Below are 16,781 nucleotides of genomic sequence, written 5' to 3'. Positions count from 1 at the left end.
TCCCGCCCGCACGGGTCAGGAGGTGACCGCCGGGGAGTCGACGGCCCAGTACCAGTTGTTGTCGCCGTTGGCGAGCCGCCACGTCACCGTCATCCGCTTCGCCCCGGCGGGGACGGCCACCGGCACCGACTCGACCCGCGCGACCACGTCGCCGGTGTAGGTCAGCACGGTCCGGGAGGCGCCGCCGTCGAAGGACACGGACACCGTCGCGGTCTCCGCGCCCTCCTTGCGGTGGTGCGAGACGAAGCCGATGGTCGCGCGCGTGCGGCCGGTGACGTCGTACGCGGGCGAGACCAGGGCGCTGGTGAAGGCGCCGGTGCGGGTGCGGTCGGACCACTCGTCGGAGTCGGCGACGGCGAACACGCCCCGCGCGCGGACGTTGGTCTCACGCCACTGGCCCGCCTCGGTGCGGGTCCAGAAGTCGTCGTTGGTGAAGGCCCACCCGTGCCACTCGGTGACGCCGCCGGCGCCCATGCCGGTGTTGTCGACGCGCCAGCCAGACGGGGCGGTGTCGGACCAGCCCAGCACGTCGGTCGCCTCGTGCACGGCCGGCTTGAGCGCGACGGCGTCGAACGGGTCGGTGGACGCCGTGCCCAGCGGCCTGCCGTCGAGACCGGTCGCGGTGACGCCGAACCGGCTGAGGGCGGTGGCGGCGACGTCGACGTTCTCCGGCGCGACGGCGGGCCTGCCGGGGGTGACGCCGGGTCCGGTGTGGATGATCAGCGAGGACCGCTCGCCGGGTGTGCCGCCGCCGTGCCCGCCGGTGTCGGTGTGCCCGTGGTCGGAGGTGACGACGACGGTCCAGTCCTCCTGGGCGCGGGTCGGCCGGGCGGCGATGGCGTCGAGGACCTGCTTCACGCGCCGGTCGACGTCGGTGATCGCGTCGCGGTAGCAGGAGCCCGCCGCGCCGCAGGAGTGGCCGGCGGCGTCGACGTCGTCGAAGTGCAGGAAGCCCGCGTCGGCGTCGGTGGCGCGGATGTGGCGGGAGGCCTGGTCGGCGGTGGCCTGGTCACCGCCGGAGGGGACCCGCAGGTCGATCTCGGGACCGAAGATCGCCGTGCCCGCGCTCGTGGTGACCAGGGGCGCCCAGGTGGCGATGGCGTAGGTGGTCCGGGACCGGTCGGCGCGCTCCAGGCGGGTCAGGAAGTCGGGGTGCTCGGCCAACCGGTGGGACGTGCCCCACGAGTTGCTCGTGACGCCGTGCCGGTCCGGCCACGCGCCGGTGGCGATGGTCGCCCAACCGGGGCCGGACAGCGTGGGCGCCATCGGGTTGGCGTACAGCGAGGTCTTCGACGAGGACCCGGTGCCGATCAGGGAGTCCAGCGCGGGCGCGTCGGCGGCGGCGATCCGGTCGAGCACCAACCCGTCGATGCCGATGACGAGCACCTTGGTGGCGGCCGCGGCCGCGGCTGCGGCCTGCGGGAGCGGGGCGGTGGTCAGCGCGGCGATCGCGAGACCGGCGGCGGCGAGGTGGCGCAGGGGGCTCACGCACGTCTCCTTCACGGGAACTTGACCATACTAGGACGATCGCGGTCGTTCCCATGAGACCTCAGGGAGGCGGTGAACTGGGTTAACGTCTGGCCAACTTGTCAGTACAAGTTTTGTGATCGTGGGTGTGGCGCCCTCAAGGGCGCCCTCGGGTCAGCGGCGGCGGTGACCTGCGTCGCACCAGGCCTGACTGGTCGGCCGAGCGGGTACCTCCGCGCTGTCCGACGTCTTCGGCTGAGGGGGCGTGAGGCGCGTGACGCTGATCCACGAGGACGGCGCCGGTCCCGGAGCGCCGGCCCGGGACCTCACCGAGGAGGTCCCGCCGCTGGTCCAGGTGCGCCGGTGGGCGGGCCGGGCGCTGTCCGACCTGACCGACGACGAGCTGGGTGACTGCCTGCTGGTGGTCACCGAGTTGGTCGCCAACGCCTACGACCACGGCGAGGGGCCGCGCCGGGTGCGGCTGCACCGGCTGGTGCGGCCGTGTTCCGTGCGGATCGAGGTGGACGACGCGGCGCCCGGCGAGGTGGTGGTGGGGCGGTCCCGGCTGGGGTCCCACCGGGGGCGCGGCATGGTGCTGGTGGCGAACCTGAGCGCCGACTGGGGGGTGGAGCACGGGGAGCGGGGCAAGACGGTGTGGGCCGAGGTCGCCTGCTCCGCACCCCCGCCCGGCGAAGGGAGCTGAAGGCGGCGTCAGCGCGCCGACACCGCGGTCACGGCCTGGTCGACCGTGTCGCACACGGTCACTTCCCGGTCCAGCCGGGTGAGCCGCATCGGCAGCAGCACGGCGCGGTGGCGGGCCACCACCGCGAGGGTCGTGCCCGAGAGTTCCGCGCGGGTGGCCGCCTCGGTCAGCACGTGCAGCCCGGTGGAGCCGATGAAGCTCACGCCGGACAGGTCGACGACCAGCCCGGGTGGGCGGAGGTCGAGCTGGTCGAACAGGTGGTGGCGGACCGGCTCGACGGTGGTCGAGTCCACCTCGCCGGTCATGACCACGACGGGGGTGCCGCGGTGGTGGGTGGCAACTGCCGTGGCGACTGCTGTGGCATCCGCGGTGCGGAGCATGGGGGGGGTGCCTCTCGTTGGACCACGAGAACCGGCAACCGAGCTCCTGCTCAACCCGTATCGTCGCTCCGCGGAGGATCGGTGATCAATTCACCGCTTCCCACAGTACGTGGTCGCCGACACCCGGCACAACGACCGGAAGCACGGGGGAGCGCGGCATCAGCTGTGCCTGGCCAGCGCCAGCGTGAGTTCGAGGACCCGCTCCGGCGAGGTGAGGTCGCCGAACAGGTCCCGCAGCCGGCCCATCCGGTACCGCACGGTCTGCGGGTGCACGAACAGCGACGCCGCCACCTCGTCCCGCCGCCCGTGGTGGAGCAGCCACGCCCGCAGCGTCTCCTCCAACCGCCGCGCGGTCGCCGGCCGTTCGTCCCGCAACGGCGCCAGCGCTCGTGCGCGGAGATCGTCGTAGGCCTCCGGGTCGGCGTTGAGCACCAGGTCGACCAGGCACTGCTCGGTGTCGCGGATGTCCGCCGACAGCGCCCGTGCCCGCGTGGCCCGGGTGAACGACGACACCACCCGCGTCCACGGCCGGGCCGGGCCGACCACGGCGGAGCGGTCCGCCAGCAGCCGCAGCACGTGACCGCGGTCCGCGTCCGGCACCAGGAGCACGGCCGTCGAGTCCGGCAGGTCCTCCAGCAGCAGCGTGCGGGGGTCGAGCAGCCGGCGCGCCGAGCGGGCCTGCGAGGGCGGCAGCAGCACGGCCGTCAGGGAGCCCGGAGGCGTCCAGCCCGCCCGTTCGGCGCCCGCGAGCAGCACGTCCTCGTCGGCGCCCGCGACCAGGTCGCGGCAGAGCTGCTCCAGGTAGCGCTCCCGCGCCCGACCTCGGACGGCCAGCTCGTCGGCGTGCCCGGCGGCGCTGGTCGCGGACAGCTCGTCGATGTAGGCGAAGAGCAGCTCGGCGAACTTGGCGAGCCCCCCGGCCGGCAGGCCGGACGACACGGCACCGGCGGCGAGACCACGCCACGCCACGCGCGCGCCGACCCGGTAGGCGCTGAGCAGGGCGTCCATCGAGCGGCCGTCGCGCACCTCGCCGCGGCCCAGCTCGTAGGCCGCCTCGGTGGCGACCCCCTGGGTGTCCACCCCGTCCGCCACGTCCAGGAAGTGGCCCAGCGCGGTGCGCACGGCGCGGCGGATCCTGCCGCCCATCCGGCCCGACAGCGCGCCCTCGTAACTGGGCACCTCGTCGATCACCGCCTGGACCACCTCGTCGGCCGTGACCGGCAGCAACGCCCGCAGCGCGGTGATCGTGGCGTGGTCGAGGCCGACCTCGGCGGCACCTCCGGCAGCGCGGCCCATTTGTTCTCCCGGTACAAATTCCACAGTGTTATTCACGTCCTGCGGTCAGGACTTTACGCCCGGGGCCACACCATGCTGGACACATGACACGCGTCGCCCTCCGCGCCAGGGCGTTGAGGCTGCTGGAGATGGTCACGACGCCGCTGCTGCCGTCGGACTACCTCGACCTGGTCGACCCGCTGCGCGCGGGCGCCGACCTGCGTGGGCGCATCGAGGCGGTCCACCCCGAGACCGCCGACGCGGCCACCGTCGTGATCAAGCCCGGCCGCGGCTGGAAGGGCCACGTCGCCGGGCAGTACGTCCGGGTCGGCGTCGACGTCGACGGGGTGAGGCTGTGGCGGGCCTACTCCGTCACCTCGCCCGCGAACCGGGCCGACGGCCGCATCACGATCACCGTGAAGGCGGTGCCGGGCGGCAAGGTCAGCAACCACCTGGTCCGCCGGGCCGAGCCGGGCGCGGTCATCCAGCTCGACCAGGCCACCGGCGACTTCGTGCTGCCCGCCACCAGGCCCGCGAAGGTGCTCTACCTGACGGCCGGCAGCGGCATCACGCCCGCGATGGGCATGATGCGCGACGCCGACCTCGCCGACGTGGTCGTGCTGCACTCCGCGCCGACCGGGGCGGACGTCATCTTCCGCGACGACCTGCACGACCTGGCCGCCGACGGTGCGATCCGGTTGATCGAGCGGCACACCGACACCGACGGCGTGCTCGACATCGCCCGCCTCGACGAGCACGTGCCGGACTGGGCCGAGCGCGAGACCTGGGCGTGCGGCCCGGTGGGCATGCTCGACGCCGCCGAGGAGCACTGGGCGCGGCACGGCCTCGCCGACCGCCTGCACACCGAGCGGTTCCGCCCCGTCGTCCTGGCGACGGGCGACGGCGGCGCGGTCACGTTCACCACCACCGGCCGGACCGTCGAGGCCGACGGGTCCACGCCGCTGCTCGACGTCGGCGAGCGGGCGGGCGTGCTGATGCCGTCCGGTTGCCGCATGGGCATCTGCTTCGGCTGCGTCACGCCGCTGCGCGCGGGCAGCGTCCAAGACCTGCGCACGGGCGAGATCACCACCGCCGAGCCCGGCGTCCTCATCCAGACCTGCGTGTCCGCCGCGGCGGGCGCCTGTGAGATCGAACGCTAGGGAGCGAGCAGCATGACGGCCATCGACCCCACCGCCCACCTGTCAGACGAGCAGGTCGAGCAGCTCGGCCGCGAGCTGGACGCGTTGCGCGACGAGGTGATCTCCAGTCGCGGCGAACGCGACGCGGCCTACATCCGCAAGGTCATCTCCGTGCAGCGCAAGCTGGAGATGTCCAGCCGGGGCGTGTTGCTGTTCTCCCTCTTCCCGCCCGCCTGGCTGGTCGGCACCGCGGGCCTGTCCGTGGCCAAGATCCTGGAGAACATGGAGATCGGCCACAACGTCCTGCACGGGCAGTGGGACTGGATGCGCGACCCGAAGGTCCACTCCACCTCCTGGGAGTGGGACCACGTCTCGCCGGCCGCGCAGTGGAAGCACTCCCACAACGAGCTGCACCACACCTACACCAACGTGATCGGCAAGGACAACGACCTCGGTTACGGCATCATGCGCGTCGACGAGGACCAGAGGTGGCACCCGTTCCACCTGGGCCAGCCGCTGTGGAACTTCATCAACGCCTGCTTCTTCGAGTACGGCGTCGCGGCGTACGACCTGGAACTCGGCAAGAACCTGCGCAAGAGCCGCCGCAAGGACCCCGAGTTCCGGGCGCGGGCCCGCGAGGTCGGCAAGAAGATCCGCAAGCAGGTCCTGAAGGACTACGTCCTCCACCCGCTGCTGTCCGGTCCGTCGTTCCTCACCACGCTCGCCGCGACGTTCACCGCGAACCTGGTCCGCAACCTGTGGAGCCACTCGGTGATCATGTGCGGCCACTTCCCCGAGGGCGTGCAGACCTTCGAGCGCCGCTCGATCGTCGGAGAGACCCGCGGCCAGTGGTACCTGCGGCAGATGCTCGGCTCGGCCAACATCAGCGGCAGCAAGCTGCTGCACGTCATGACCGGCAACCTGTCGCACCAGATCGAGCACCACCTGTTCCCGGACCTGCCGAGCAACCGCTACGGCGAGATCGCGCCGAAGGTGCGGGAGGTGTTCGACCGCTACGGCCTGGAGTACGTCACGGGGTCGCTGCCGAAGCAGCTCTTCTCGGCGTGGCGCAAGGTCTTCCGGCTGTCGCTGCCGAACCGGGAGGTCAGGACGCCCGACCGCGCGCCGGAGCGCGTCGCGGCGTGACCGACCGCCGCACGGGGTCGGCCGGGCGGGTGGCGCGGACCCGACCCTCGCGGTCGGGGAACGGCACGGAACACTCGCCCTTGCCCGTGCCACCCGCCTGGTCACCCTGCGCAGCGAACGCGAGCGCGGCGGCCGGCTTGCCCAGGGCGGCCTCGTCGATCCGCAGCACAACCGCAGGTCGGATGTCGCGGGCTCGCCCATCGTCACCGCGAGAGCGCCGTCGAACAGGAGCAGCGCCCTCGCCAGGTCGCCGCGCGTGATCGACGCGATCGAGCTGTCGCAAGTCGTCGCCATCCCGTGCGGGGCGCTCAAGCGGTGGGGAAGGCGGTCTTCGTCAGCTCTTCGGAAACCCGCCAGACGCGTGCGGCGTCCTCGGCGCCGCGCAGCGGCGGGTACAGCCGCTGCTCGGCGGGCGGGCCGCCGAGGTTCCCCGGGCCGCTGGGTCCGTAGAGCGCTCCCGGCTTGGCGTCGGGGTCGGTCGCGGCCATCAGGGCGGGCAGCGCGGCGGTCTCGACGGTGCCCAGCAGGATGCCGCGGGCCGACAGCGCCCGGATCAGGCGCACCTGCGGGACGTCCTGGCCGCGGCCGAGCTCGGGGCGGGCGGCCAGGAGGCTGGTCGGTGCGACCCCGGGGTGGGCGATGGTGCTGGTGATGCCCCACCCGTGTGCCGTGCTGCGGCGGTTCAGCTCCAGGCCGAACAGGCCGAGGGCGATCTTGGACTGGCCGTACGCGCGCATCCCGCGGTAGCCGCGTTCCCAGTTCAGGTCGTCCCAGTTGATGCCGCCGCGCCGGGCGGCGACGCTGACCTGTGAGATCACGCGGGCGCGGCCGTCGCGCAGCAGCGGCATCACGTGGCCGACCAGGGCGAAGTGGCCCAGGTGGTTGGTGCCCAGTTGCAGCTCGAACCCGTCGGCCGTGGTCTGCCGGTTCGGCGGCCTCATCACGCCGGCGTTGTTGATCAGGAGGTGGATCGGACGGCCCTCCTCGCGCAGGGCGTCGCCCAGGGCCCTGACGGATTCCAGCGAGGACAGGTCGAGGCTGCGCAACGAGACCTCCGCGCCCGGGACGGCCCTCCTGATCGTGGTGATCGCGACCTCGCCCTTGCGCGGGTTGCGGACGGGCATGACCACCTCCGCGCCGGCCGCGGCCAGGCGCGTGGCGATGCCCAGGCCCATGCCGTCGCTCGCTCCGGTGATCACGGCGCGCTTCCCGGACAGGGCGGGGATGGTGATGTCGATCTGCTCGCGCGGCATTGGTCCTGCTTTCGTTCCTCGTCCACCGGGTGCCCGTTCGGGCCGTGGCGCCGATCCTCGGCGGACCGGTCCGGGCGTATCCAGGGCCTTCCGATCACAGGCTCGCCAGGCCACCCTTCGCTCCGATGGGGGGATCGGCGGGCCGTGGTTACCGCTACCCGCAGCCGGTAGGAACGAGGCAGCACCCGAGACGGAGGAGCGCCGTGATCGATCGCCCCGGGCTGGCGGAGTTCCTCCGCAACCGCCGAGAGGCACTGCAACCCGAGGACGTGGGCCTGCCGCGCGGGTCGCGGCGCAGGACCAACGGGCTGCGGCGCGAGGAGGTCGCGTCGCTGTGCCACATGTCGGTCGACTACTACTCCCGCCTGGAGCGGGAACGCGGCCCGCAGCCGTCGCAGATGATGCTCGCCTCGATCGCCCAGGGCCTGCACCTGTCGCTCGACGAACGCGATCACCTGTTCCGACTGGCCGGGCACAACCCGCCGCCCAGGGGAGTGCCCACCGAGCACATCAGCCCCGGCCTCCTGCGGGTGCTCGACCGCCTGGACGACACGCCCGCCGAGATCGTCACCGAGCTGGGCGAGACCCTGCGGCAGAGCCCGATGGGCGTGGCGCTCACCGGCGACACGACCCACTACACCGGGTCCGCCCGCAGCGCGGGGTACCGGTGGTTCACCGACCTCGCCGCCCGGCGGATCTACGCGCCGGAGGAGCACCCGTTCCTCACCCGGATGTACACCTCGGGACTGCGCGAGCTCGTCACCCTCCGCGGCCCAGGCTCCCGGGCCGCGCACCTGGCCGAGCTGCTCCTGGACCGCAGCGAGGAGTTCCGGCGCGTGTGGGAGGACCACGAGATCGGGATACGCCCGCGCGACGTCAAGCGCTTCAACCACCCCGAGGTCGGCGCGCTGGAGCTGAACTGCCAGCGGCTGGTCGACCCGGGCCAGGCCCACTCACTGCTCGTCTACACCGCCACACCCGGCAGCGAGAGTTACGAGAAGTTGCAGGTGCTCTCCGTCATCGGAGCCCAGGCGCTCCGCTGAGGAGCCGGGGACACCCGCCGCCGCGTCACCGTCGGCAGGCGGGCCTGGGCCGCGCTCGCCGCGCTCGGCGACCTGCGGGTTCGCCGGTTCACCCGGCCCTGCGCCCATGTCGTCACAGCGCGTGAACGATATGCCTGTAGTTCACCGTCAAAAATGCACTGAAGATTCATGTTTGACTTTTTATATAGCCGTTGAGCTGTGCAAACAAAAAACTTCCACTTTCGTGTGAACCGACACGGTGATGTCGAATACCTGGCAGAGCGAGGGGAGGTGATTGCATGAGAACAGCTTGTTCGATTTGTTCGACCGCGTTCGATTCCGCGTCCGTCGCACTGCGCCGGTCACTGCTGCTGGTGGGCTTCCTGCTCGGCTGCGCAGTGGTGGCGTTGGTGTCGGCGGGATCCGCGCACGCGGAGGATCGTTCACCGAGTTCGTCCGCGGGGCCTGGGCGTCGAGCCGCAGGCGCTGGGCGTCGAGCCTGGACGAGTGGCTCCGGTGGAACCCGTTCCCGCCCGGACCGCTCCCGGTGTCGACCGATCCGGTGTCGACGCGACCGTCCCGGTGGGAACTCCGCCACCGGCGACATCGCCCGAGGCGGGTGCTCCCCACGTGGTGGAGTTCGCCGGTCCGCTGTGGACGACGACGGCGCGCCCGGCCACGTCCGGCGCCGCGGTGCCCGATGCCTCAGCGGCTTCGTCGTGGCACGGGCAGCCCGGGAGCGGCCCGGTGTCGCCGCGTCAGGACCTCGCGGTCCTGGCCGGTGCGACGGGCACGACGTCCGCCGGTGGCAACGCCGGTGGTTCACCGGGTCAGGCTGACCTGCCCGGCGGCTCCGGGCTCGGGGCGCGCGACGGAGGTCGCGCGGTCCTTGCGGAGCGGTGGCAGGTGCGGCCGTGGTGCTACGTGTTCGGGCGACATCACCCGAGCTGAGTTCTTCCCTTCGTGAGCTGACCACTGCACGGAACAGGGCTTTCAAGGGAAGAAGGAATTCGATGCGCAAGTTCGTCCAACGCGGCCTGGTGGCCGCGGTGATCTCCGGCGGGTTCGTCCTGCTGGGGCAGTCGGTGGCGAGCGCCGACACGGCCGGCCAGGGCCCGCTGGGCCCGGGTGGCCTGGTCGGCTCGGTCACCGGCACCGTCACCTCCGCGGTGAGCGGCGGTTCCGGTGGTGACTCGGGCGCTGGTGGCGACGCCACCAGTCGCAACAGCGCGGTGAGCGGGAACTCCGGCGACTCGGGGAACTCCGGTTCCACGGGCGGGAACTCCGCTCACGGGCTGTGCCTGCTGGCCGAGTGCACGACCACGGTGTCCTCCGGCGACTCCGGTGACACCGGCTCGACCGGTGACGCGACCAACGCCGGTCAGACCTCCGGGGGCGACTCCGGCCCGGCCGGCGACGGTGGCCACGCCGACGCGCTGACCGGCCACCTGGTGTAAGCGCACCGACGTGGAACGGGCGGGGCCGGCACTGGTGGCCCCGCCCGTTCCACGTTTCCACGTCTCCGCGTGGATGTGGAACGCGGTGGAATTCGACCTCTGGTGGAAATATGCCGATATCAACTCGAACCGGAGCCGAATAGGGGTAATTCTCCGCCGCACCGGGTATTGCCGGATGAGCGCGAAATTCCACACCTGTGCCAGCGGAGGACGACATGTCTCGGACCGAACACGCCACCCGCACCCCCGTGCAAACGGTCGCTTTGCTCTTCGGAGCGGTGTTCCTGCTCGTCGGCATCGCCGGGTTCATCCCCGGCGTGACCACGAATTACGACACCCTGATGTTCGCCGGCCACCACTCCGAGGCCAAGCTGCTGGGCCTGTTCCAGGTCTCCATCCTGCACAACATCGTCCACCTGGGCTTCGGCGTCGCCGGCCTCGCGCTGGCGCGCACGGCGCGCGGGGCGTACCTCTACCTCGTCGGTGGCGGCGTCATCTACCTCGTGCTCTGGCTCTACGGCCTGCTCATCGGCCACGACAGCGCCGCCAACTTCGTCCCGCTCAACACCGCCGACAACTGGCTGCACCTGTTCCTGGCCGTCGCCATGCTCGGTCTCGGGCTGGCGCTGGGGCGTCGTTCCCTGCCCGGTCGCACCTCGATGTGATCGAAAGCCTCCTCCGCGCAGGGCCACCGCCGCCGGCGGTGGCCCTGCGCGTTCCGGGGCAGCTCGCGGAACCGCGCTCCGCGGGCACACCGGACCGGAACCATCTCGAAATTCACCATCGCTTCAGTGTTGCTCGAAAGCAACGTTCAACCGGACGATCAGGCTCGGGCCACCCTCCGTTCACCGAGTGCTCCTAGCGTGCGGCCATGAGAAGAACCTTGCTGGTCGGCCTGTCGGTGCTGGTGTCGGTCGGGGTGGCGGCGCCCGGGGTGGCGTCGCCGGACGACCGCCGCGACTGGGGTCGCGCGACGCTGACCGGGTTCGCCGCGCTGCCCGCGTCGACGTTCGTGCCCGGCAGCGAGCCGTCCGGGGCGGCGCTGGGCGTCGCGCCCGTCAACGGGGTGGTGCCGCCGTTCGCGGACCAGCCGGTGCAGGGGTTCAGCGGTGTGCTGCGCAACGCCGACGGCACCTATGACGTGCTGTCGGACAACGGGTTCGGCGCGAAGGCCAACAGCGCGGACTTCGCCCTGCGCATCCAGCGGGTGGCGCCGGACTTCGGTTCGGGTGCGGTGGACGTGGTCGGCGGCATCACGCTGACGGACCCGCACGGGCACGTGCCGTTCCCGCTGACGCGGCCGGACCGGGTGTTGACGGGCGCGGACCTGGACGTGGAGTCGATCGTGCGGGTGGAGGACGGCTCGTACTGGATCGGGGACGAGTTCGGCCCGTACCTGCTGCACTTCGACCGGGCGGGTCGGCTGCTCGCGCCGCCGGCGCCGCTGCCGGGCGTGTTCGCGCCGGAGAACCCGGCGGGTGCGCCGAACCTGGGTGGCAGCAAGGGGTACGAGGGTTTGGCGCTGTCGGTGGACGGCGGGACGTTGGACGCGTTGTTGGAGGGCTCGGTCGCGGGTGACGAGCCGGGCACGCTGCGGTTGAACGAGTTCGACGTGCGGCAGGGGCGGTACACGGGGAAGCGGTGGGTGTACCGGTTGGACCGGCCGGAGCACGCGATCGGTGACGCGGTCACGGTGGACCGGAACCGGTTGCTGGTGATCGAGCGGGACGGCGCGCAGGGCGTGGACGCGCGGACCAAGCGGGTGTACCTGGTGGACAAGCGCGACCGGGATCGTGACGGGGTGCTGGACAAGACGCTGGTGGCGGACCTGTTGGACGTGGCGAACCCGCGGCGGTTGGGTGGGTTCGGGTCGACGTTCACGTTCCCGTTCACCACGATCGAGGACGTGGTGATCCTGGACGATCGCACGATCGGGGTGTTGAACGACAACAACTTCCCGTCGTCGTCGGGGCGGAACCCGGGTCGGCCGGATGACAACGAGTTCATCACGCTGCGGTTGGACAAGGCGTTGGGTGCGGATCCGCGGGTGTTGCGGCGTCGTTAGGGGTCGTGCGCGTCGGTGGCGTCCGGGTGGGGCGTCACCGACGTGGTTCCCCGTCGTGGCGGTTTGTGGTACGTGTCAGTACCACAAAGGGGGTGGCGGCGATGGGGTTCGCGGTCCGGGACGCGGTCAAGCCGGTGGTGCGGTGGGGTGTGCGGCACGGGCTCCCGCGGGCCGCGTTGCTCGCCGCGGCTCGGCGGGGTGATCCGCAGGCGCGGTTGTTCGTGGCGTCGAACGCGCTGCCCACGACCGCGTTGAGCGGGTTGTTCGACGAGATCCGCGGTGGCGGGCCGTTGGTGGAGGGCGCGTTCTCCAAGGTGACGGCGAGTCACGCGGTGGTGCGGGAGGTGTTGACGAGCAACGACTTCCGCAGTGGCGTCGGTGTGGGGAGCGGGGTGTTGGCGCGGTTGGCGGAGTGGTCCGCGCCGGATGCGCTGCACCCGATGGCGCCGCCGTCGCTGCTGGTGACGGAGCCGCCCGACCACACCCGGTACCGCAGGCTGGTGACGGGGGTGTTCACCGCGCGTGCGGTGGAGGGTTTGCGGGAGCGGACCGAGCGGATGGCGCACGAGTTGCTCGACGCGCTGGACCCGGCGGGTCGCGTGGACCTGGCCGGGGAGTACTGCGCCCTGCTGCCGGTCATGGTGATCGCGGAGGTGCTGGGTGTGCCGCCGGAGCAGCGGCGGCGCGTGCTGGAGTTGGGCACGGCCGCCGCGCCGAGCCTGGACATGGGGTTGTCGTGGCGGCGGTTCCGGCGGGTGGAGGCGGCGCTGGCGGCGTTCGACGCGTGGTTGGCGGGGCACCTGGAGCGGTTGCGGGCCCGGCCGGGTGACGACCTGCTCAGCAGGCTGGTGGCCGCGCGGGAGGACGGGGTCGGTCTGTCGGAGGTGGAGTTGCGGGCCACGGCGGGGTTGGTGCTCGCGGCGGGGTTCGAGACGACGGTGAACCTGTTGGGCAACGGGATCGCGTTGCTGCGCGGCGACCCGGGGCAGTTGGCCGTGCTGGGGGGTGAGCCGGCGCGGTGGCCCAATGCGGTGGAGGAGGTGTTGCGGGTCGATCCGCCGGTGCTGCTGACGGGTCGGACGTGCGTGCGCGACACCGAGGTGGCGGGGGTGCCGGTGGGAGCGGGGACCGTGGTGACGGTGGTCCTGGCGGGCGCCAACCGCGATCCGCTGGTGTTCGCGGACCCGGGGCGCTTCGACGTGCGCCGGGTCAACGCGCGTGAGCACATCGCCTTCTCCGCGGGTCGTCACCACTGCCTGGGTGCGGCGTTGGCCCGGATGGAGGGTGAGGTGGGGTTGCGGGTGCTGTTCGAGCGCTTCCCCCGGTTGCGGTTGCTGCCCGGGGCGGTCCACCGGTCGACGCGCGTCCTGCGGGGGTACGCGCGCCTGCCCGCGGTCCTGGGTGGCTGATCCCGGGGTCAGCCGGGGCGGTCCGGGGGTGTCCGGGCGCGGGCGCGGCGCGGTTCCCGCGGGTGGAGGGTGATCAGCAGCAGCGCGTCGAGCAGGCGCAGCCAGTCGGCTTCGGCGAGGTCGCGGCCGGTGGTGGCGCCGCGGCCGTGGCGGTGCTGCTGCTGGTGCGCGAACCCGGCGACCTGTGGTTGGTGTACGCGGCCCTCGGCCGGGTCGGCGCGCAGCAGCGACAGGGACGCGCGGTCGGCCGACGCGAGCAGGGGCCGGACGGACGACGAGGAGTCCTGCGCGCCGAGGAGACCGCGTTCGGGGGGCTGGAGCGGGCGTCGTCCACCGGGGTGCCGGCCACTGCGGCCGACCACGGTAACGGCGGGCGCCACCCCGCCGACTAGCGGTGTGGTCCACCTTCCACCGTCCGGGTGGACCAGGACACCCCGGGAGGGTTCGTGCTGGCAGAGGCATTGGTCGCGTTAGCGGCGGCAGGCGGCACCGCGTTGGTCGAGGCCGCGACCACGGACGCGTGGGCGAAGGCCAAGGCGGGGTTCGCCCGGGTCCTGGGCCGAGGCGACGAGGAGCGCGCCGCGGTCGTCGAGGGCCGCCTGGAGCGGACGCGCGCCGAGCTGGCGTCGTCGACGGGCGAGGAGCTGGAACGCGCGCGGGGTGCCCACTCCGCCGAGTGGACCACCCGCTTGCGCGACGCCCTCGAAGAACACCCCGACCTGGCCCGGCCGTTGAACGAGGTGCTGGACGAACTGGCGGCCGCGGGTGTGGCGGTCTCCGCCGAGACCGGCAGCCACAGCATGGTCGTGGGTCGGGACGTCTCGAACGTGGCCAACTCCGGCGGGATCGCCGCGGGCGTGGTCCACGGCAACCTGTCGACCTCGCCCCACCCTCCGGTGCCGGGGGCGGAACGGAGCTGACCGCTCCCGGCACGACGACGAACGTCTACGCTCACCACGCCGTCGTGGCCACCGCCCACGGCATCGCGGCGGGGCAGATCATCGGAACCGACGACGCGGTCACCATCCCGACCTCCGTGGAACTGGCCGTGCTCGCCGAGTCCGTCGCGCTGCCGCTGGCGGCGATGGACGGCGCCGGGGCGCTGCGCGGCCGTGAGGAGGTCGTCGAGTCGTTCCTGTCCCGGTTCGAGGACGCCGGGACCGGCGGGCGCGCCCACCTCCTGCACGGCCTGGGCGGGAGCGGCAAGACCTCGATCGCCGCCGAGATCGCCCGCCGGGTGTCGGCGAAGGGCACGGCCGTGTGGTGGGTGTCGGCCGCCGACAACGCCGGACTGGTGTCCGGCCTGCACGCCGTCGCGCGACTGGCCGGCGCCGGCGGCGACGAACTCCGGTCGGACGACGCCGCGGACGTCCTGTGGCGCCGGTTGGGCGCCCGGCGCGAGCCGTGGTTGCTGGTGGTCGACAACGCCGACGACCCCCACGCCCTCGACATCGCCTCGCAAGGGGAGCGGGGCACGCTGAGCAGCGGGCGCGGCTGGGTGCGCCCGTTCCTCGGGAGCCACGGCTTCGTGATCGTCACCAGCAGGCGGGGCGGCGATCCGGCCTCCTGGGGCACCTGGATCGCGCCGCACCCGGTGGAGATGCTCGCCCCGGCCGACGGCGCGCAGGTGCTGTTGGACCGCACGCGTGGTCGCGGTGGCAGCAGGGCCGACGCCAACGCCCTCGCCGAACGCCTCGGCGGCCTGCCCCTGGCGCTGTCGCTGGCCGGTTCCTACCTCGCCCAGTCCACCGTCGACATCTGGCACGGCTCCACGGCAGTCACCACCTTCAAGGGCTATCACGCGGCCCTCGACGAGGGGCGCGTGGACATCCTGGAACCCCGCCCCGGCGGTGAGGGCCACCAGCAGGAGGAGGGAACCTCCCACCGCCTGGTGGACCGGAACTGGCAACTGGCGGTCCACCTGCTCGAAGACCGCGGGTTGACGCTGGCGGGCCGGTTCATGCGGCTGCTCGCCCAGTTCGCGCCCGCCCCGCTGCCGTACCAGCTGATCCTCAAGCAGGACGCGCTCGTCGATTCCCCGGCGTTCTCCGCGCTCGACCGCGACCAGGCCGGATCGCTCCTGCGGGACATGTCCAACCTCGGTCTGGTCGACCTGACGCCCACCGCCCCGGGCCCGGCGTCCGCGGAGGGGGACCTGCCGGTCCTGCGCGTGCACCCGCTCATGCGGGACGCCAGTTCCCGGTACCAGGACCCGGTGCACGACGGGAACGCGGTCCTGGCGGTGGCGGCGCGGTTGCTCGTCGAGGCCGTGGCCGGCGAGTCCGACTTCTCCCCGCAGGACCACCGGCGGTGGCCCCTCTGGCGCCTGGTGGCACCCCACGCCTTCCACCTCCTGGAGAGGTTCCCGAAGGATTTCGACGACCTCGTGCTGGTCGACCGGCTGGCGCGCGTCGCCCAACTCGCCGCCCAGTACCTGCTCCTCCGGGGTTTGAGGGCCCAGGCGAGGGATGAATACGTCGCCCTGCACCGGGCGTGCGCCGATCTCCTGGGTGATGAACACGCCCGAACCTTGATCGCACGGCACGGAATCGCCTCTTGCACGGCCAACGGCGGTGAGCACGCGGCGGCCGGGGACGAGTTCCGGTCGATCCTCGACATCCAGCGCAGGACCCTGGGGGAGGAACACCCCGACACCCTGATCACCCGCCACAACCTGGCCTGGGTGACAGGGGCCCTGGGTGACTACGCGACCGCCCGGGACGAGTTCCGGTCGATCCTCGACATCCGGTCCCGGGTCCTCGGCGAGGAACACCCCTACACCCTCGCCACCCGCAACAACCTGGGCACGGTGTTCACCGAACAGGGTGATCACGCCGCCGCGCTGGAAGCGTTCACCACGGTGCTCGACGTCCAGCGCCGAATCCTCGGCGAGGAGCACCTCGACACCCTGGCCGTGCGCAACAACGTGGCCAAGGTGCTCTGGGATCTCGGAGAGCACCGCACCGTCCAGGGCGAGTTCCGGTCGATCCTGGAGATCCAGCGCCGAATCCTCGGCGAGGAACACCCGGCCACCCTCGGCAGCCGCAACAACCTGGCCTGGGTGCTCTCGGACCGGGGCGAGCACACCGCGGCGCAGGGGGAGTTCCTGTCGATCGTGGACATCCACAGCCGCATCCTCGGCAGCGAGCACCTCAACACCCTCCGCGCCCGGCAGAACCTCGCCGTCAACTACTCCAAGATGGGGCGACGACGGGAGGCCGAAACCGAGATGCGGGCGGTCCTGGCCGTCCTGGAACACGTCGCCGGACCGGACCACCCGCAAACCCGACTGGCGAAGGCGAGCCTGAAGGCCATCAGGTCGGGCGTGACGAGCACCAAGCGGCCCGTCCTGTGGCACGGGCCCGGCAAGCGCAAGAAGAAGCGCTGAGGGCACACGACCCGGTCGCACCCTGTGGCGTGGTGTCGCCGACCCGCGCGACGTCACGCCGGACAACCTCGGACGGG

Annotated in this window: 15 protein-coding genes; 10 read left to right on the top strand and 5 right to left on the bottom strand. The window is 72.3% G+C overall.

Features of this window, described 5'->3' with window-relative positions:
• Nucleotides 1-15 precede the first annotated feature (15 nt).
• Nucleotides 16-1,488 carry an alkaline phosphatase family protein gene (locus tag ABD223_RS19050; protein WP_344037635.1) on the bottom strand — a complete coding sequence of 491 codons (1,473 nt, stop codon included), beginning with the start codon at nucleotides 1,486-1,488 and terminating at the stop codon, nucleotides 16-18.
• Nucleotides 1,489-1,732: 244 nt separating this feature from the next.
• On the opposite strand from ABD223_RS19050, the gene ABD223_RS19045 reads away from it, so the two are divergent.
• Entirely contained in the window at nucleotides 1,733-2,170 is a 438-nt protein-coding gene (locus ABD223_RS19045) for an ATP-binding protein (protein WP_344037634.1), read from the top strand.
• Nucleotides 2,171-2,178: 8 nt separating this feature from the next.
• On the opposite strand, the gene ABD223_RS19040 is transcribed toward ABD223_RS19045, so the two are convergent.
• Together ABD223_RS19040 and ABD223_RS19035 are read right to left on the bottom strand one after the other, a co-directional pair.
• Nucleotides 2,179-2,550: an STAS domain-containing protein gene (locus tag ABD223_RS19040; protein WP_344037633.1), complete on the bottom strand. Its 372-nt coding sequence runs from the start codon at nucleotides 2,548-2,550 to the stop codon at nucleotides 2,179-2,181.
• 159 nt (nucleotides 2,551-2,709) lie between these two features.
• A complete protein-coding gene (locus ABD223_RS19035; protein ID WP_344037632.1) occupies nucleotides 2,710-3,846 on the bottom strand; it encodes a PucR family transcriptional regulator in 1,137 nt (378 codons plus the stop codon).
• Between the two features lie 83 nt (nucleotides 3,847-3,929).
• On the opposite strand from ABD223_RS19035, the gene ABD223_RS19030 reads away from it, so the two are divergent.
• Both ABD223_RS19030 and ABD223_RS19025 read left to right on the top strand, forming a co-directional pair.
• Nucleotides 3,930-4,985 (top strand): ferredoxin reductase, encoded by a 1,056-nt coding sequence (locus ABD223_RS19030; RefSeq protein ID WP_344037631.1) that lies wholly within the window; start codon nucleotides 3,930-3,932, stop codon nucleotides 4,983-4,985.
• 12 nt (nucleotides 4,986-4,997) lie between these two features.
• Nucleotides 4,998-6,110: a fatty acid desaturase family protein gene (locus tag ABD223_RS19025; protein WP_344037630.1), complete on the top strand. Its 1,113-nt coding sequence runs from the start codon at nucleotides 4,998-5,000 to the stop codon at nucleotides 6,108-6,110.
• Nucleotides 6,111-6,418: 308 nt separating this feature from the next.
• Here ABD223_RS19025 and ABD223_RS19020 read toward each other — a convergent pair whose 3' ends face one another.
• Entirely contained in the window at nucleotides 6,419-7,363 is a 945-nt protein-coding gene (locus tag ABD223_RS19020; RefSeq protein WP_344037629.1) for an SDR family oxidoreductase, read from the bottom strand.
• A 203-nt stretch (nucleotides 7,364-7,566) separates the two neighbouring features.
• On the opposite strand from ABD223_RS19020, the gene ABD223_RS19015 reads away from it, so the two are divergent.
• The 5 genes from ABD223_RS19015 to ABD223_RS18995 all read left to right on the top strand — a co-directional run bounded on the left by ABD223_RS19015 (nucleotide 7,567) and on the right by ABD223_RS18995 (nucleotide 13,316).
• Nucleotides 7,567-8,406 (top strand): helix-turn-helix transcriptional regulator, encoded by an 840-nt coding sequence (locus tag ABD223_RS19015; protein ID WP_344037628.1) that lies wholly within the window; start codon nucleotides 7,567-7,569, stop codon nucleotides 8,404-8,406.
• Between the two features lie 992 nt (nucleotides 8,407-9,398).
• Entirely contained in the window at nucleotides 9,399-9,842 is a 444-nt protein-coding gene (locus ABD223_RS19010; protein WP_344037627.1) for a hypothetical protein, read from the top strand.
• Nucleotides 9,843-10,057: 215 nt separating this feature from the next.
• On the top strand, nucleotides 10,058-10,507 hold the full coding sequence (locus ABD223_RS19005; protein ID WP_344037626.1) for a DUF4383 domain-containing protein: 450 nt from the start codon (nucleotides 10,058-10,060) through the stop codon (nucleotides 10,505-10,507).
• A 206-nt stretch (nucleotides 10,508-10,713) separates the two neighbouring features.
• Nucleotides 10,714-11,907, top strand: coding sequence for an esterase-like activity of phytase family protein (locus tag ABD223_RS19000; protein WP_344037625.1), 1,194 nt, complete (start codon nucleotides 10,714-10,716; stop codon nucleotides 11,905-11,907).
• Between the two features lie 101 nt (nucleotides 11,908-12,008).
• Nucleotides 12,009-13,316, top strand: a complete 1,308-nt coding sequence (locus tag ABD223_RS18995; RefSeq protein WP_344037624.1) for a cytochrome P450 — start codon at nucleotides 12,009-12,011, stop codon at nucleotides 13,314-13,316.
• A gap of 8 nt (nucleotides 13,317-13,324) precedes the next feature.
• Here ABD223_RS18995 and ABD223_RS18990 read toward each other — a convergent pair whose 3' ends face one another.
• Nucleotides 13,325-13,696: a hypothetical protein gene (locus ABD223_RS18990; protein ID WP_344037623.1), complete on the bottom strand. Its 372-nt coding sequence runs from the start codon at nucleotides 13,694-13,696 to the stop codon at nucleotides 13,325-13,327.
• A 66-nt stretch (nucleotides 13,697-13,762) separates the two neighbouring features.
• Between ABD223_RS18990 and ABD223_RS18985 the strand changes: the two genes are divergently transcribed.
• Nucleotides 13,763-14,236 carry a hypothetical protein gene (locus tag ABD223_RS18985; RefSeq protein WP_344037622.1) on the top strand — a complete coding sequence of 158 codons (474 nt, stop codon included), beginning with the start codon at nucleotides 13,763-13,765 and terminating at the stop codon, nucleotides 14,234-14,236.
• Between the two features lie 44 nt (nucleotides 14,237-14,280).
• Nucleotides 14,281-16,704 carry a tetratricopeptide repeat protein gene (locus ABD223_RS18980; RefSeq protein WP_344037621.1) on the top strand — a complete coding sequence of 808 codons (2,424 nt, stop codon included), beginning with the start codon at nucleotides 14,281-14,283 and terminating at the stop codon, nucleotides 16,702-16,704.
• Nucleotides 16,705-16,781 lie beyond the last annotated feature (77 nt).

Origin of the sequence: Saccharothrix xinjiangensis, assembly GCF_039527585.1 — a bacterium.
GTDB classification, from domain to species: domain Bacteria; phylum Actinomycetota; class Actinomycetes; order Mycobacteriales; family Pseudonocardiaceae; genus Actinosynnema; species Actinosynnema xinjiangensis.
The sequence above is the reverse complement of the archived record's forward strand: the minus strand, read 5'-3'. Positions and strand labels throughout refer to the sequence as shown.

Excerpts from the sequence above, each read along its gene's own strand:
- ABD223_RS19025 (WP_344037630.1), top strand. The coding sequence starts at position 4,998 with ATGACGGCCATCGACCCCACCGCCCACCTGTCAGACGAGCAGGTCGAG.
- ABD223_RS19035 (WP_344037632.1), bottom strand. The coding sequence starts at position 3,846 with ATGGGCCGCGCTGCCGGAGGTGCCGCCGAGGTCGGCCTCGACCACGCC.
- ABD223_RS19000 (WP_344037625.1), top strand. The coding sequence starts at position 10,714 with ATGAGAAGAACCTTGCTGGTCGGCCTGTCGGTGCTGGTGTCGGTCGGG.
- ABD223_RS19020 (WP_344037629.1), bottom strand. The coding sequence starts at position 7,363 with ATGCCGCGCGAGCAGATCGACATCACCATCCCCGCCCTGTCCGGGAAG.
- ABD223_RS19040 (WP_344037633.1), bottom strand. The coding sequence starts at position 2,550 with ATGCTCCGCACCGCGGATGCCACAGCAGTCGCCACGGCAGTTGCCACC.
- ABD223_RS19010 (WP_344037627.1), top strand. The coding sequence starts at position 9,399 with ATGCGCAAGTTCGTCCAACGCGGCCTGGTGGCCGCGGTGATCTCCGGC.
- ABD223_RS19030 (WP_344037631.1), top strand. The coding sequence starts at position 3,930 with ATGACACGCGTCGCCCTCCGCGCCAGGGCGTTGAGGCTGCTGGAGATG.
- ABD223_RS18995 (WP_344037624.1), top strand. The coding sequence starts at position 12,009 with ATGGGGTTCGCGGTCCGGGACGCGGTCAAGCCGGTGGTGCGGTGGGGT.
- ABD223_RS19005 (WP_344037626.1), top strand. The coding sequence starts at position 10,058 with ATGTCTCGGACCGAACACGCCACCCGCACCCCCGTGCAAACGGTCGCT.